Here is a 15764-nt window from a genome sequence, read left to right on the forward strand (position 1 = left end):
CGGAATTTTCAGAAGAACGCGTAAAGTCGTTGGTGTCCGTTAGGGCGTCCACTCGCCGTCGAAGTCCTCGTGCGTGAAGGGCTGGGCGTCCTCGCCCGAGTAGGCGGCGACGAGGTGGCCGTCCCCCTCCAAGTAGTACTTGTAGGTGGTGAGGCCGTCCAATCCGACGGGGCCGCGGGCGTGCGTCTTTCCGGTGCTGATGCCGACTTCCGCGCCGAGACCGTACCGGTAGCCGTCCGCGAACCGCGTGGAGGCGTTGTGGAAGACGCTCGCGGCGTCGATGCCCTGCATGAACACCGCGGCGTGCTCGTCGTCCTCGGTGACGATGGACTCCGTGTGCTTCGAGCCGTGCGTGTTCACGTGGTCGACGGCGTCGTACACGTCCTCGACGACCTTGATTGCGAGTTCGAGGTCGCCGTACTCGCTGTCCCAGTCGTCGTCCGTCACGGGGTCGATATCAACGATTTCGCGTGTGCGTTGGTCGCCGCGCAGCGTCACGTCGGCGTCCCGGTAGCGCGACACAATCTCCGGGAGGAACTCGGACGCGATGGAGTCGTGGACGAGCAGGGTCTCGACGGCGTTGCACACGGCGGGGTACTGGACTTTCGCGTCGAACGCCACGTCCGCGGCCATGTCGAGGTCCGCGGCGTCGTCCACGAACACGTGACAGATACCCTCGGTGTGTCCGAGCACGGGAATCTGCGTGTTGTCCTGGATGTAGGAGACGAACGCGGAGGAGCCGCGGGGCATCACGAGGTCGACGCTGTCGTCCATGTCGAGCAGTCGGTCGACGTCCTCGCGGGCCTCGATGAGCTGCGCCCAGCCCGGCGACACGTCGTCCGCGACTTCGGTGATGATGTCGTAGAGGACGCGGTTCGATTCGCTCGCCTCGCTCCCGCCCTTCAGGAGGACGGCGTTCCCGGACTTCAAGGCGAGCGCCGCTATCTGGACGAGCGCGTCCGGCCGCGACTCGAACACGGTGGCGACGACGCCGATGGGCACGGAGACCTTGTAGAGGTCGAGGCCGTCGTCGAGTTCGCGCGCGGAGAGCGTGCGGCCGAGCGGGTCGTCCTGGCCCGCGACGGACTCCACCATCCCCGAGATGTCCTCGACCTTCGACTCGTCGAGGCGGAGGCGGTCGACGAGCGCCGCGGAGTACTCGCCGCGCTCGTGCGCCGCTTCTGCGGCCGCCACGTCGGTTTCGTTCGCGTCGAGTATCTCGTCGGTGCGCTCGCGGAGCGCGTCCGCGATGGATTGGAGCGCGTCGTTGCGTTCGTCCTCGGGGACGTTCGCGAGGTCGAGCGCAGCGCGTTCGGCCGCGTCCACCTTCTCGCGTGTGCTCTCAGTCATCGTTCTGGATGGGTACGAATACGGTGCCCGTGGGCTTCCCGGTGGCGATTCGCTCCAGCACGTCCGGCGTCTCGGAGCCCGCGATAATCGCGGGAATGCCGTGTTCGGCGGCGGCGCGCGCACGTTCGACCTTCGTCAGAATGCCGCCGAACGACCCGGTTGCCGTCTCCTCGATGACCCGCTGAACTTCGGCGTAGTTCTCGCCGACCGCCTCAATGCGGTGCGCGGCTGGGTCCCGCTTCGGATTCCCCGTGTAGACGCCGTCCACGTCCGTCAGGGTGACGAGGAGGTCGACGCCGACGCCGATGGCGACCGACGCGGAGAGCATGTCGTTGTCCCCGATGCGAATCTCCTCAGTCGCGACCGCGTCGTTCTCGTTGATGATGGGGACGACGCCCCAGTCGAGGAGGGTGTCGACCGTGTTCTGGACGTTCGTGAACCGCTCGGGGTTCGAGAGGTCGTGCTCCGTGAGGAGGAGTTGGGCTATCTTCTGGTCGTAGCGCTCGAAGCTCTGCGTGTAGTGACGCATCAGGTGGCTCTGACCCACCGTCGAGAGCGCCTGACTCTCTTCCAGCGTATGGCTCTCCCGGTCGGTGTCCTCGATGGCGTCGATGCGGCCGATACCCGCGCCGACCGCGCCAGAGGATACGAGCAACACGTCCGTCCCGCGCTCGCGGAGGGCGACGATGTCGTCCACGAGCTTGTCGAGTTTCTCGCGGTCGAGCCGCGAGTCCTCGTCCGTGAGCGAGTTCGTGCCCGCCTTCACGACGACGCGGTCGGCGCTCGCCGCCCGCTCGCGCGCCCGCTCCACGCTCTCGGAACTGACTCGTGCGACGGCGCGTTCCTCACTCATCGTAGTCGTCCGCGAGTTCCCGAGAGCGCTTCTCGGCCGCTTCGACCGCCTTCCGGACGGCGGCGTCGGCGTCGCTGTCCCAGAGGACGTCCATCCCTTCGATGGTCGTCCCGTTCGGCGAGCAGACGGCTTCGATGAGTTCGTCGACGCTCCGGTCGTCCCGGAGCACCGTCTCGGCCGCGCCCTTGAACGTCTGCGCCGCCAGCACTTCCGCCTGCTCGGGGTCGAGTCCGCCGTCCACGCCCGCGTCCTTCACGGCCTCGATGAGGTAGAACGCGAACGCGGGCCCGCTCCCGTTCACCGCGGTCGCCGTGTCCATCAGCTCCTCGGGCACCTCGACGTACTCGCCGAGCGCGTCCAGGATGGCGCGCACCTCGTCCGTCACGCCCGTCTCGGTGACCGCCGCGGCCATGTCGCGGCTGGCGGCCGCGAGGTTCGGCATCACCCGCACCACGTCCGCGTCCGTTCGCGCGTCCACGAAACCGCGGGAGACGCCCGCGGCGAGCGTGACGAGCGTCTGTCCCGCGCGGAGGTCGAGGTCGTCGAGGACGTGCGGGACGATGTCGGGTTTCACCGCGATAACCACGACGTCCGCGTCCCGTGCCGCCCCGATATCGGTGGTCGTCTCGGCCGCGAACGGCGCGACCTCGGCGAGCGCGTCCTCGTCGAGGTCGATAGCCGTGACGTGGTAGCCGTCCGTCCGTGCGAGTCCGCGGACGAACGCCCCGCCCATGTTCCCGCAGCCGATCACACTCACGCGTGTCATAGCTAGGCGGAAGGGATAGACGAGTATAGGGACTGCGCTTAGCGCAAGCGCGTGACGGCGCGCTTAGAGGATGCGTTTGCCGAGCGCGCTCGCCGCGAGTTCGGCCGCCATCTCCGCCGTGCGATTGCGTTCGTCCAGAATCGGGTTCACTTCCACGAGTTCGAAGCTACGCAGGAGGTCCTCCTCGCGGTCGCGGGCGGCGACGCGTTCGAGCGCCGCGTGCGCCTCCCGGTACGTGACGCCGCCGCGGACGGGCGTACCGACGCCGGGCGCTTCGTTCGGGTCGAGCCAGTCGAGGTCGAGGCTGACGTGCACGCCGTCCACACCGCGGCTGGCGATGTCGATGGCTTCGTCGACGACCGAGAGCAGTCCCTGTTCGTCGATGTCGCTCATCGTGAACGCCGTCATCTCGCTCTCCAAAATGTCAGCGCGCTCGTCCGCGTCGAGCGACCGCAAGCCGACGAGGGCGACGTTCTCCTCCCGGAGGCCCGTGGCGTTCGCCCACTCGGTGTCCGCGAACGACCCCTTCCCGAGCGCGGCGGCGAGCGGCATCCCGTGGACGTTCCCGGACGGACTGGTCTCGGGCGTGTTGAAGTCGCCGTGCGCGTCGAACCAGATCGCGCCGATTTCGGCGTCGCGCGCGCTCCCGACGAGGCTGCCGATGGCGATGGAGTGGTCGCCACCGAGCGCGAGCGGAAGGTCGTCGTCGTCGATCGCGTCGGCGACTGCGTCCGCGAGTTCCGCCGAGACCTCGCGGGTCTCCCGGAGGAACTTCGCGCGGCCCGACGCGGGGCGGTCGCGGTCGGGGTCGCGCTCCTCCGCGCGCGGCACCGCGAGGTCGCCGGCGTCGGTCGTTGTCGCGCCGGTCGTCGCTATCTGGTCGGCGAGGCCCGCGTACCGGATGGCGGACGGTCCCATGTCGACGCCGCGTCGGTTCGCGCCGTAGTCGGAGGGCGCGCCGATGATGCGAACTGAACGAGACATACGGCAAAAAACGCCAGGGCCGGGTTTAGTCGTTCTTGTACGGCTCGCACACCAGTTCGACGCCGTCCTCGAAGTCGACTTCGGGCTCCCAGCCTGTCGCGTCCTTGAACTTCGAGGGGTCGGCCTTCGTGTGGTAGACGTAGTTCTCGATTGGGACGGGTTCGTACTCGGGTTCGATGTCGGTGCCGAGCGCGTCGTTGATCATCGCCACCATCTCGTTGAACGAGTACGCGTCGCCCGTGCCGAGGTTGTAGACGCCGTCGAGTTCGTTCTCCGCGGCGAGTTCAAGGCCGCGAACGATGTCGCTGACGTGCGTGAAGTCGCGGGTCTGACTGCCGTCCCCCCAGAGGACGGGCGACTCGCCGTCCGCGATCTGGTCCGCGAACTGACTGATGGTGTTCGCGTACTCGCCCTTGTGGCCCTCGTTTCCGCCATAGCCCTGGTAGACCGAGAAGAAGCGCATTCCGGCGAGCGTGAGGTCGTGGAAGTTCGAGAAGTACTCGGCGTAGCGCTCCCGGCCGAGCATCGACGCGTCGTAGCCCGTCGACGCCTCGACCGGCATGTCCTCGGGACACGGCTCCTGCTGGCTGCCGTAAATCGAGGACGTGGACGCGTACACGAACGTCTCGCAGCCGTCGTCGCGCGCCTGTTCGATCGTGTTCACGAACCCTTCGATGTTCACGCGAGCGCCCTCCCGGGGGTTGTCCTCCAGCATCTGCCGCGAGGACAGCGCCGCGAGGAAGAACACGACATCGACGTCGGTGGGGAGGTCGTCGTCCAGCACGTCCGCCTCGACGTACTCCACGTCGTCGCTGAGGTTCTCCGGCGTCCCCAAGTACTCGTTGTCCACCGCTATCACGTCGTTCGACTCGGCGAGGTGGTTCGCGAGGTTCGAGCCGATGAAGCCCGCACCACCCGTCACGAGAACCCGCTTTCCCTGCATACGCGAAGCCACCCGGTCGCGCGGATAAAGCCCGTCGATTTCTGGACGTACGTGGGTCGCGGGTTTTATGCGCTGGCTGTGCGAAACAGACTCTATGTCGAGCATCGAGCTGACACCCAGCCAGAAAACCATCCTGACGGCGCTCGTGAACCTCTACTCGGAGCGCGAGGAAGCCATCAAGGGGGAGGCCATCGCCGACGAGGTAAACCGGAACCCGGGTACCATCCGGAACCAGATGCAGTCCCTGAAAGCGCTTCAGCTCGTCGAAGGCGTCCCCGGCCCGAAGGGCGGGTACAAACCCACGTCGAACGCGTACAACGCGCTCGACGTGCAGGAAATAGAGAGCGCCGCAGAAGTCCCCGTCACCCACGAGGGCGAGAGCGTGGACGACGCGAACGTTCAGGAGATAGACCTCTCCAGCGTCCACCACCCCGACCTCTGCCGGGCCGAAATCCACATGCGCGGCAGCCTCCGCGAGTTCCACGAGGGCGACCACGTCGTCGTCGGCCCGACCCCGCTCTCCAAACTCGTCATCGAGGGTATCGTGGACGGCGTGGACGACACGAACAACGTCCTCATCCTCAAAATCGAGTCGATGGAAGCGCCCGCGGAGACGCCCGACCACTAACGTCTCGAAGTCTTCTCGCATCTCTCCAACCGACAATATTTTGTGAATATTCGACAGTTGTTCAGTTGATGCCGGCCTCGCTCACACGTCGCCGAGCCCTCGCCGTCGGCGGACTCACCCTCGCGTCGCTCGCCGGGTGCACCGACTCGTCGAGCACGCCGCCAACCGCGGCGAGCGACCCGACCGACACCGCGACTACCACCAACGCCGCCTCTGCAACCACAACAACGCCGACGTGCCGACAGGTCGTCGACCTGAGCGTCAGTGCGGAATCGGCGTCCCAGGTTCGAACCGTCATCGGCGGCGAGTTCATCGCGCTCCGCTCGGTTTCGGCGACCGGCACGTACGCCGCAGTCGTCGAGAGCACTCGCGACGCCGTGCGTTCCTCGGTCGCCGAGGCCGGTCTCTCGCTGCGTTCGCTCGCGTCGTTCGACTACTGCGGCGAACCGCTCTGTGACGCCCGCGTCAAAGCACGCCTCCCAACGCAGAACGACGTGACGCCGCCGAACGAGGCGTTCCCCGACGCGGTCGCGACGTACCGCGCGGAGACCGCGAGCACCGCGTACTGGACGGTGTACTTCCGCACCGACTCGCCCCAAGAGGCCGCAACCGCACTGGCGGACGCCGGGTACGACACGAGCGCCGCGTCCGTCTTCTCGCTCGCCGCCTGCGACGAACAGTCGACCGGAGACGGTTCGTGACGCTGGAACACTAATCCAAAGGCTTTGTATCGGTGGGCGTCGGATTCTCGGATATGTCACCGACTGTCGCAGTTCTCGGTGCCGGGTACGCCGGCGCCGGCGCCATCCCCGAACTCGAGGACCGCCTCGGGGACGACGCCGACCTCGTCTGGATCTCCGATACCGACTACCACCTCGTGCTCCACGAGGCCCATCGCTGCATCCGCGACCCCGCCGTCCGGGAGAAGATAACGATTCCCGTCACGGACATCAAGTCGCCGAGCACGCAGTTCGTGCAGGCGGAAGTCACGGGCCTCGACACGGACGACCGCGTCGTCGAACTCGACGGCGCGGACGACGTCGAGTACGACTACGTCCTCGTCGCGCTCGGCTCCCAGACCGCGTACTACGGCATCGAGGGAATGGCGGAGAACGCGCTCACCCTCAAGAGCCTCGACGACGCGCTCGACATCCACGAACGCGTGAAGGACGCCGCACGCGAAGCCACCCGCGAGGACCCCGCGACGGTCGTCATCGGCGGCGCCGGCCTCTCCGGCATCCAGAGCGCCGGCGAAGTCGCCGAGTTCCGCGACAAACACAACGCCCCCGTCGACGTCTACCTCGTCGAAGCCCTCCCCGAAATCTTCCCGCCGGGCGACGCCGAAGTCCAAGGCGCGCTCCGCCACCACCTCGAAGAAGCCGACGTGAACATCCTCACCGACGACCCCATCACGTCCGCGGACGAGGACGAGATTCACTTCGACGAACGCGACAGCCTCGACTACGACGTGTTCGTCTGGACGGGCGGCATCACCGGCCGCGACGCCCTCAACGACACCACGCTGGAGAACGAACACAGCCGCCTCAACACCGGCCAGGACTTCCAGACCAGCGACGACCGCGTGTTCGCCATCGGCGACTCCGCCGTCGTCGAACAACCCGGCGAACACCCCGCACCCCCCACCGCGCTCGCCGCCTGGCAAGCCGCCGAAGTCGCCGCGAAAAACGTCTCGAACGCCATCGACGACCACCCCCTCGAAACCTGGACGTACCACGACGAAGGCACCCTCATCAGCATCGGCGACACCGCCATCGCCCACGAAGTCACCGTCTACGGCATCGACGCCCCCATCCGCACCTTCAACGGCCTCCCCGCCAAAATGCTGAAGAAAGGCGCCGCCGCCCGCTGGATCGCCAAAATCACCAGCCCCACCCGCGCAATCAAAGCGTGGGACGCGCTCTAAGCCCTTTTTTCCGCTCGGGTCAGCTTCGCTGACCGCTCGCGCAAAAAATCGCTCCCAAAAAAGGCCGCGAGCGCCGCCGGCGCTCGCGGTACGGCGTCGGTGTAACGCCGCGACGGCGCCGCTTCCGCGCGGCATCTGCACTACTTCCGTGTCCTGCGTACCCGCCGGTAAAAAGAACTGTGGGGGTTACTCGTCGTCTTCGCTCGGCGTGTAGACGTCGACGGAGGCGACGTGGTCGCCGTCGTCGAGGTCCATGATTTTCACGCCCTTGGTATTTCGGCCGACGGTGGAGACTTCGCCCGCGACGGTGCGGAGGATTTGGCCGCTCTGGCTCATGGCGATGAGGTGGTCGTCGTCGGTGACGGCTTTGACGGTGGCGACGTTCCCGTTACGCTCGCCGGTCTTGATGTCGGTGAGGCCGAAGCCGTACCGGGACTGCGGCCGGTACTCGGTGAGGGGCGTGCGCTTGCCGTAGCCGTTCTCGGTGACGGTGACCAATGCGCGGTCGTCGCCCTCGTGGGTCGCGACCAGTCCCGCGACGGCGTCGCCATCACGGAGTTTGATGCCGTTCACGCCCTTCGTCGCGCGGCCGGTGGCGCGCGCCTCCGATTCGTCGAATCGGATGGCCATGCCGTGCGCGCTCGCGATGACGAGGTCGTTCTCGCCGTCGGTGACCTCCACATCCACGAGTTCGTCGCCGTGTTCGAGGCGAATGCCGATGATGCCCGTGGAAAGCACGTCCTCGTACTCGCCGGCGGACGTGCGCTTCACCTTGCCGTTCCGCGTGACCATCGTGAGATACTCGTCCTCGCCGAAGTCGTCCGTGTTGACGACGGCGGTGAGTTCCTCGCCGTCGTCCAGGTCAAGGAGGTTCACGGCGGACTTCCCCCTCGCGGTGCGGCTCATCTCGGGTATCTCGTAGGTCTTCAACTGGTAGACCTGGCCCTGGTTCGTGAAGCACAGCAGGTAGTCGTGGGTGTTCGCGGTGAACACCGTCGACACCCTGTCGCCGTCCTTGAGGTCGGAGCCGATAACGCCTTTTCCGCCCCTGTGCTGGCTGCTGAACGTGTCCGTGGGGACGCGCTTGATGTAGTCCTCCTCGGTGAGGACGACAACCACGTCCTCGCGTGGGATGAGGTCCTCGTCCGTCACCGTGCCCGCGTCCTCGATGATGGAGGTGCGGCGGTCGTCCGCGTACTCCTCCTTGAGGTCGCGGAGTTCCTCGACGATGACCGCGTCGAGTTCCTCCTGAGAGCCGAGGATGGTTTCGAGGCGTTCGATTTCGGCCTGCACGTCCTCGTACTCCTCCCGGATTTCGGCGGCCTCCATCGACGTGAGGCTCCCGAGCTGCATCCGGACGATGTGGTTCGATTGCGCCTCGGAGAAGTCGAACTGGGCTTCGAGCGCCTCGCGTGCGGCGTCGCGGTCTTCGGCGTTTCGAATCGTCTCCACGACATCCTCGGCGTTGTCGAGCGCTTTCAGGCGGCCTTCGAGGATGTGCGCGCGGTCTTCGGCCTCCGCGAGGTCGTGTTCGCTCCGGCGGCGAACGACCTCCCGGCGGTGACTGAGGTACTCCGCGATCATCTCCTTCAGCGTGAGCACCTTCGGTTCGCCGTCGACGAGCGCGAGGTTGATGACGCCGAACGTGCGTTCGAGGTGGGATTCGAGGAGGCGGTTCTCCACGATGTCCGTGTTCGCGTTCGACTTCAGTTCGATGACGACGCGCACGCCGTTCCGGTCGGATTCGTCGCGGAGGTCGCGCACGCCTTCGAGCGTGCCGTCGGTCACGTCGTCCGCGATGCGTTCGACGAGCCGACTCTTGTTCTGCTGGAAGGGAATCTCCGTGATGACGATGCTGTCGCCGCGCTCGCCTTCCTCGATTTCGTACTCGGCGCGCACGCGAAGGCGGCCGCGGCCCGTCGTGTACGCCTCCTTGATGGTGTTCCGGCCGACGATGTTCGCGCCGGTCGGGAAGTCCGGCCCCTTCACGTACTCCATCAGGTCGAGGTTCGACAGGGAGTCGTCCTGGAGGAGCGCGATGCTCGCGTCCACGACTTCGCCGAGGTTGTGCGGCGGGATGTTCGTGCTCATCCCGACCGCGATACCGGAACTGCCGTTCACGAGGAGGTTCGGGAACGCGGCGGGGAGGACGGTGGGTTCGGTGGTGCGGTCGTCGTAGTTCGACTGGAAGTCAACCGTGTCCTTCTCCAAGTCCGCGAGCAGTTCCTCCGCGATGGGGGACATCCGGGACTCCGTGTACCGCATCGCCGCGGCGGGGTCGCCGTCGATACTCCCGAAGTTCCCCTGGCCGTCGACCAACGGGTAGCGCATCGAGAAGTCCTGCGCCATCCGCACGAGCGTGTCGTAGATCGCGGAGTCGCCGTGGGGATGGTAGTCACCCATCGTCTCGCCGACGACGCTCGAACTCTTCCGGTGGCCGGCGTTGCTCGTGACGCCGGCCTCGTGCATCGCGTACAGGATGCGGCGATGCACGGGCTTCAGGCCGTCACGGGCGTCTGGGAGCGCGCGACCCGCGATGACGCTCATCGCGTAGTCGATGTAGGACTGCTCCATCTCGTCCTCGACGCGGACGTTCTTCACGCGCTCCGCCACCTCGTCCGGGACGTCAGGTGCGTCCGAGCTCATATGTCCACCCACTCCGCGTCGGTCGCGTTCTCCTGAATGAACCGCTTGCGGGGTTCGACGGCGTCACCCATCAGGACGGAGAACATCTTGTCGGCCTGCGCGGCGTCCTCGACGGTGAACTTCTTCAGGATTCGGTTCTCGGGGTTCATCGACGTGTCCCAGAGCTGCTGGGGGTTCATCTCTCCGAGGCCCTTGAACCGCTGGACCTGCGTCGGGTTCCCGTTACACTTCTCCTCGATGATGCGCTCGCGGTCGTCCTCCGTCATCGCGTCGTACGTCTCTCCGCGATACCGGACGCGGTAGAGCGGCGGCTGAATCGCGTACACGTGCCCGCCCTCGAGGAGTGGGCGCATGTGGCGGTAGAAGAACGTCAGGAGGAGAGTGCGGATGTGCGCGCCGTCCACGTCCGCGTCCGTCGCGAAGATGATCTTGTCGTAGCGGAGTTCGTCGATGTCGAACTCCTCGCCGATGCCGGTGCCGGCGGCCGTGATGAGCGCGCGCACTTCCTCGTTCTCCAGAATTCGGTCGAGCCGGTGTTTCTCGACGTTCAGAATCTTCCCCTTGATCGGGAGGACGGCCTGGAACTCGGGGTTGCGCGCCTGTTTCGCGCTCCCGCCCGCGCTGTCACCCTCGACGATGAACAGTTCCGCGTCCTCGGGGTCTTTCGTCTGGCAGTCCGCGAGCTTCCCGGGGAGTGCGCTCGATTCGAGCGCGCTCTTCCGGCGCGTCAACTCCTCGGCCTTCTTCGCGGCCTTCCGCGCCTTCGCGGCTTCGACGGCCTTGTGGATGACGGCGCGCGCCGTGTCGGGGTTCTCCTCGAAGTACGTGCTCACGCCCTCGTGGACCGCGGACTCGACGATTCCGCGTACCTCCGAGTTTCCGAGTTTCGTTTTCGTCTGTCCCTCGAACTGGGGGTCGGGGTGTTTCACCGAGATGACGGCGGTGAGTCCCTCGCGGATGTCCTCGCCCTTGAGGTTCTCGCCGTCCAGTTCGGAGAGCAAGCCCTGGCTGTTCGCGTAGTCGTTCACCACGCGAGTGAGCGCGGTCTTGAATCCCGTGAGGTGCGTGCCGCCCTCGCGGGTGTTGATGTTGTTCGCGAACGCGTGCGTGGAGGACTGGAGGTCGTCAGTCGCCTGCATCGCGATCTCGACCTGCACGCCGTCCGCCTCGCTTTCGAGGTAGATGACGTCGTCGTGGAGTGCGTCCCGGGTCTCGTTGAGATAGCGGACGAACTCGCGGATGCCGCCCTCGTACTCGAAGGAGACTTCGCGCTCCTCGTCGGTTCGCTCGTCGGTGAGCGTGATTTCGACGCCGCTGTTGAGGAAAGCGAGCTCGCGAAGCCGGTTTTCGAGCGTGGAGAATTCGAACTCCGTCGTCTCGAAGATCTCCGTGTCCGGCCGGAACCGAATCAGGGTGCCCGTCTGGTCCGCGGGAATCTCGTCGAGCTGTTCGAGGTCGGTGACGGGTTCGCCGCGCTCGAACTTCTCCTGCCAGCGTGCGCCGTCGCGTTCGACGACGACGGCGAGGCGCTCGGAGAGCGCGTTCACGACGGAGACACCGACGCCGTGCAGGCCGCCGGAGACCTGGTAGGATTTGCTGTCGAACTTCCCGCCCGCGTGGAGGACGGTGAGGATGACCTCGACGGCGGGGCGGTCGTACTCCTCGTGGGTGTCGATCGGGATACCGCGCCCGTCGTCGTGCACGCTGACGGACCCGTCGTCGTGGAGCGTGACCTCGATGGAGTCACAGTGCCCCGCGAGCGCTTCGTCGATCGCGTTGTCGACGACCTCGTAGACGAGATGATGGAGGCCGCGTGAGTCGGTAGAACCGATGTACATCGCCGGCCGCTTCCGCACCGCTTCCAAGCCTTCGAGGACCTGAATCTGCCCGGCGCTGTACTCGTTTTGGTCGCTCATATGAACTTGCTCTCGTCTAGTACTTCCTCACTTAAGAAGGCTCGCACACGCACGCGCGCGAGCCACACATGGACTCCGAACGAGGGGCGAATCCCGGACGGCCCCGGAATCTAGTTTCACTTTCACCGTGCCACCGGGAGTGTTTTATCCGCGAAGGGGATAGGGTCGGGCACTGAATGACGTCCTTCCAGTCTACGCTCGGCGAGGAGGAGGGCATCGCGGAGGAGCTGGCAGAAAGCCAGCGAGAGATCTCCATCGCCGAGTTCTTCGAGAAGAACAAGCACATGCTCGGGTTCGACTCGGGCGCTCGCGGGCTGGTCACGGCCGTGAAGGAAGCCGTGGACAACGCCCTCGACGCGACCGAGGAAGCCGGCATCCTCCCCGACATCTACGTCGAAATCCAGGAATCCGGGGACTACTACCGGCTCATCGTGGAGGACAACGGGCCCGGCATCACGAAGGAGCAGGTGCCGAAGGTGTTCGGGAAGCTGCTGTACGGGAGTCGGTTTCACGCGCGCGAGCAGTCCCGCGGCCAGCAGGGAATCGGGATTTCCGCGGCCGTGCTCTACAGTCAACTCACGTCCGGGACGCCCGCGAAAATCACGAGTCGAACGAAGGGCAGCGAGACGGCGAAGTACTTCGAACTCACCATCGACACGGACACGAACGAACCGGTCATCCAGGACGAGTCCGAGACGACGTGGGAGCGCTCGCAGGGGACCCGCATCGAACTGGAGATGGAGGCGAACATGCGGGCGCGCAGTCAGCTTCACGACTACATGCAGCACACGGCGGTCGTGAACCCGCACGCCCGCCTCGAACTCCGCGAGCCGAAGAACCACTTCAAGTACGAGCGCGCCGAGGGCGCGGAACTCCCCGCGGAGACCGAGGAAATCCGCCCGCACCCGCACGGCGTGGAACTCGGAACGGTCATCAAGATGCTGAACGCGACCGACTCCCACAGCCTGCGGGGGTTCCTGCAGGAGGAGTTCACGCGGGTCGGCGCGAAGACCGCGGACTCGATTCTGGACGCGTTCCGCGACCGGCACTACGGTCGCGAGATGACTTGGTCGGTGCCCCGCGAGGGTGTCTCCGAGGCCGTCACGGACGCGGTGTCGAACAAGTCGGGCGCGGACACCGAGGCGTTCGCGGACGCGTTGGGCGAGGAACTCGCGGACGCCGACCGCGTCTCCTTCACGGACATCGAGAACGCGGTCGATGCGGCCGCGGACGCGGCGAGCGAGGAAACGGGAACGACGTTCGGCGACACTGTCCGCGAGAACGTCGTGGACGCCGTCTGGACGGCGGTGACGGAGAACCGCGACGACGACCTGTACGGGTTCGTGGACGACGCGACGAGCGTCCAGAAGGACGACGCGACCGTCAACGGAATCTCATGGCGTATCGCAGAGAAGTTTGGAGAGGAAACCCCGCGAGACCGTCTTCTCCGTGAAGACCTGCGTGACTTCGTTGTTCGAGCGGCTGAATCGATTGAGGAACGAAATGGCGTTACTGTCGGCGAGACCTCGCGGGAGAACATCACGGAACGGCTCTGGGAGGCGATGCGGCGCGTGGAGGACGACGTGCCGCTCGCGCGCGAGGTCGCGTCCGACCGGGACGCCGCCCGCGACCTCCTCGACGCGATGACCTCCGTTGACGTCATCTCGCCGCCCACGAACTGCCTCGCGCCCATCACGCCCGAACTCATCGAAGCCGGTCTGCGCAAGGAGGTGGACGCGGACTTCTACGCGGCGGCGACCCGCGACGCAGATGTGCACGGCGGCGACCCGTTCGTCGTCGAGGCCGGTATCGCGTACGGCGGCGACATCCCCGCGGACGGAACGGTCCAACTGATGCGCTTTGCGAACCGCGTGCCGCTCGTCTACCAGCGCGGCGCGTGCGCGACCACGCAGACCCTGAAGGGAATCGGCTGGCGGAACTACGGCCTCGACCAGCCAGGTGGGAGCGGCCTGCCGAGCGGCCCCTGCGTCATCATGGTGCACGTCGCGTCCACGAACGTGCCGTTCACGAGCGAGTCGAAGGACGCGCTCGCGTCCGTGCCCGCCATCGAGGACGAAATCGAGCTCGCGGTCCGGGAGGCCGCGCGCGAACTCAAATCCTACCTGAACAAGAAGCGCTCGATGGAGAAGCGCCGGGAGAAGCAGAACGTCATCGCGGACATCCTCCCGAAGATGGCGCACAAGGTGAGCGAGATGACCGACCGCGAGGACCTCGTCATCGAGGACTCGCTCGCTCGCATCATGAACAACGTCCTCGTCGAGTCCGAAGTCACGGAGGGCTCGCTGACGGTGTCCGTGGAGAACCACGCGGACACGAACGCCGACCTGGACGTGACCGCTATCGTGGACGCGGAACCGAGCGACGTGTCGGCGGGGAGCGTCGTGGAGATGGACGGCGAGTACTTCCTGAAGTGGGAACCCACGGTGTCGGGCGGCGAGGACGCCGAACTGACGGCGACCGTGCCCGACGGAACCGACTGTGAACTGAGCGTGGACGGCGTAGAGGCGGAGAAACTCACGGTGAACCAATGAGCGACATCACTGACGCGAAGGCGCGCGAGCGCCTCATCGACATGGCGGCGGAGTTCTACGACCAGTTCGCGGGCGGCGACATCCCCCACATGGACGTGCCGACGCGCTCGAAGTCGAACATCGTGTTCGACGAGGACGCGGGCGTCTGGGTGTATGGCGACCGTACGAGCACGCGCAGCGCGAACAGCGTGCGGGGCGCGCGGAAGCTCCTGAAGGCCGTGTACACGATGGAGTTCCTCGCCCAGCAGCTAGAGGAGAATCGCTCGTCGACGCTGCGTGAACTCTACTACCTCAGCGAGTCCTGGGACGAGGAGGAGGCGCAGTTCAGCACGCAGTCGGAGTCGAACAAGCTCGTGGAGGACCTCGAAATCGTCTCCGGCGTCAAGCGCGAGGACTTCCACATGCGTCCGGAGGAGTCCGGCGCGAAGGTGATGGGGCCGCTCCTCCTGCGCGAGCAGACGCGTCGGGGCGACCGCGACATCCACTGCCAGGAGGACGTAGGACAAGGCGGCTACCAGATTCCGAACGACCCGGACACCATCGAGTTCCTCGACAACGACGCGGAGTTCGTGCTCTGCGTGGAGACCGGTGGGATGCGCGACCGCCTCGTGGAGAACGGGTTCGACGACGAGTACGACGCGATCGTCGTCCACCTCGGCGGTCAGCCCGCTCGGGCGACCCGACGCCTCACGAAGCGCCTGCGGGACGAACTCGACCTCCCGGTCGTGGTGTTCACTGACGGCGACCCCTGGAGCTACCGCATCTTCGGTTCTGTGGCCTATGGCTCCATCAAGTCCGCACACCTCTCCGAGTACCTCGCGACGCCGGACGCGCAGTTCGTCGGCATCCGCCCCGAGGACATCGTCGAGTACGACCTGCCGACCGACCCCCTCAGCGACTCCGACGTGAACGCATTGGAGAGCGAACTCGAAGACCCCCGGTTCCAGACGGAGTACTGGACGGAACAGATCGAACTCCAGCTCGACATCAACAAGAAGGCCGAACAGCAGGCGCTCGCGTCCCGCGGCCTGGACTTCGTGACCGACACCTACCTCCCCGAGCGCCTCGACGAGATGGGCGTCATCTAGCACGTTTTGTCGTTCGAAAGACGGCAGATCCGTCTTTCGTGATGACGAAAGGCGCACGTCGCCTTTCGAACCACTGGGCGCGGCCTCCGGCCGCGCTCTGCAAAACCTGCACTA

12 protein-coding genes are annotated in these 15764 nt (G+C 66.1%); 5 read left to right on the forward strand and 7 right to left on the reverse strand.

All coding sequences use genetic code 11. From position 1 onward, the window contains the following. Positions 1-39: 39 nt before the first annotated feature. From ACOZ4O_RS02770 to ACOZ4O_RS02790, 5 genes are all read right to left on the reverse strand, one after another. Positions 40-1350: a glutamate-5-semialdehyde dehydrogenase gene (locus ACOZ4O_RS02770; protein ID WP_424523789.1), complete on the reverse strand. Its 1311-nt coding sequence runs from the start codon at positions 1348-1350 to the stop codon at positions 40-42. After that, positions 1343-2203 (reverse strand): glutamate 5-kinase, encoded by an 861-nt coding sequence (proB, locus tag ACOZ4O_RS02775; RefSeq protein WP_424523790.1) that lies wholly within the window; start codon positions 2201-2203, stop codon positions 1343-1345. The genes ACOZ4O_RS02770 and proB overlap by 8 nt, the downstream gene beginning before the upstream one ends. Continuing rightward, a complete protein-coding gene (gene proC / locus ACOZ4O_RS02780; protein ID WP_424523791.1) occupies positions 2196-2969 on the reverse strand; it encodes a pyrroline-5-carboxylate reductase in 774 nt (257 codons plus the stop codon). The genes proB and proC overlap by 8 nt, the downstream gene beginning before the upstream one ends. A gap of 63 nt (positions 2970-3032) precedes the next feature. Next, positions 3033-3953: an arginase gene (gene rocF, locus ACOZ4O_RS02785; RefSeq protein ID WP_424523792.1), complete on the reverse strand. Its 921-nt coding sequence runs from the start codon at positions 3951-3953 to the stop codon at positions 3033-3035. A gap of 25 nt (positions 3954-3978) precedes the next feature. Next, a complete protein-coding gene (locus ACOZ4O_RS02790) occupies positions 3979-4896 on the reverse strand; it encodes an NAD-dependent epimerase/dehydratase family protein (protein ID WP_424523793.1) in 918 nt (305 codons plus the stop codon). A 94-nt stretch (positions 4897-4990) separates the two neighbouring features. Here ACOZ4O_RS02790 and ACOZ4O_RS02795 point away from each other — a divergent pair, with 94 nt between their 5' ends. The 3 genes from ACOZ4O_RS02795 to ACOZ4O_RS02805 all read left to right on the forward strand — a co-directional run bounded on the left by ACOZ4O_RS02795 (position 4991) and on the right by ACOZ4O_RS02805 (position 7448). Continuing rightward, positions 4991-5524 (forward strand): Rrf2 family transcriptional regulator, encoded by a 534-nt coding sequence (locus tag ACOZ4O_RS02795; protein WP_424523794.1) that lies wholly within the window; start codon positions 4991-4993, stop codon positions 5522-5524. Between the two features lie 68 nt (positions 5525-5592). Continuing rightward, positions 5593-6225, forward strand: coding sequence for a hypothetical protein (locus ACOZ4O_RS02800; protein WP_424523795.1), 633 nt, complete (start codon positions 5593-5595; stop codon positions 6223-6225). Positions 6226-6278: 53 nt separating this feature from the next. Then, positions 6279-7448, forward strand: a complete 1170-nt coding sequence (locus ACOZ4O_RS02805; protein ID WP_424523796.1) for an NAD(P)/FAD-dependent oxidoreductase — start codon at positions 6279-6281, stop codon at positions 7446-7448. 186 nt (positions 7449-7634) lie between these two features. Here ACOZ4O_RS02805 and gyrA read toward each other — a convergent pair whose 3' ends face one another. Continuing rightward, the gene (gene gyrA / locus ACOZ4O_RS02810) at positions 7635-10094 is read right to left on the reverse strand and encodes a DNA gyrase subunit A (protein WP_424523797.1); all 2460 of its coding nucleotides are present in this window, start codon (positions 10092-10094) and stop codon (positions 7635-7637) included. Then, positions 10091-12010: a DNA topoisomerase (ATP-hydrolyzing) subunit B gene (gene gyrB / locus ACOZ4O_RS02815; protein ID WP_424523798.1), complete on the reverse strand. Its 1920-nt coding sequence runs from the start codon at positions 12008-12010 to the stop codon at positions 10091-10093. The genes gyrA and gyrB overlap by 4 nt, the downstream gene beginning before the upstream one ends. 176 nt (positions 12011-12186) lie before the next feature. Between gyrB and ACOZ4O_RS02820 the strand changes: the two genes are divergently transcribed. Beyond that, on the forward strand, positions 12187-14562 hold the full coding sequence (locus ACOZ4O_RS02820; protein ID WP_424523799.1) for a DNA topoisomerase VI subunit B: 2376 nt from the start codon (positions 12187-12189) through the stop codon (positions 14560-14562). Further along, on the forward strand, positions 14559-15650 hold the full coding sequence (locus tag ACOZ4O_RS02825; protein ID WP_424523800.1) for a DNA topoisomerase IV subunit A: 1092 nt from the start codon (positions 14559-14561) through the stop codon (positions 15648-15650). Before ACOZ4O_RS02820 ends, ACOZ4O_RS02825 begins: the two co-directional genes overlap by 4 nt. Positions 15651-15764 lie beyond the last annotated feature (114 nt).

Source organism: Salarchaeum japonicum (assembly GCF_049705945.1).
Classification (GTDB): Archaea; Halobacteriota; Halobacteria; order Halobacteriales; family Halobacteriaceae; genus Salarchaeum; species Salarchaeum japonicum_A.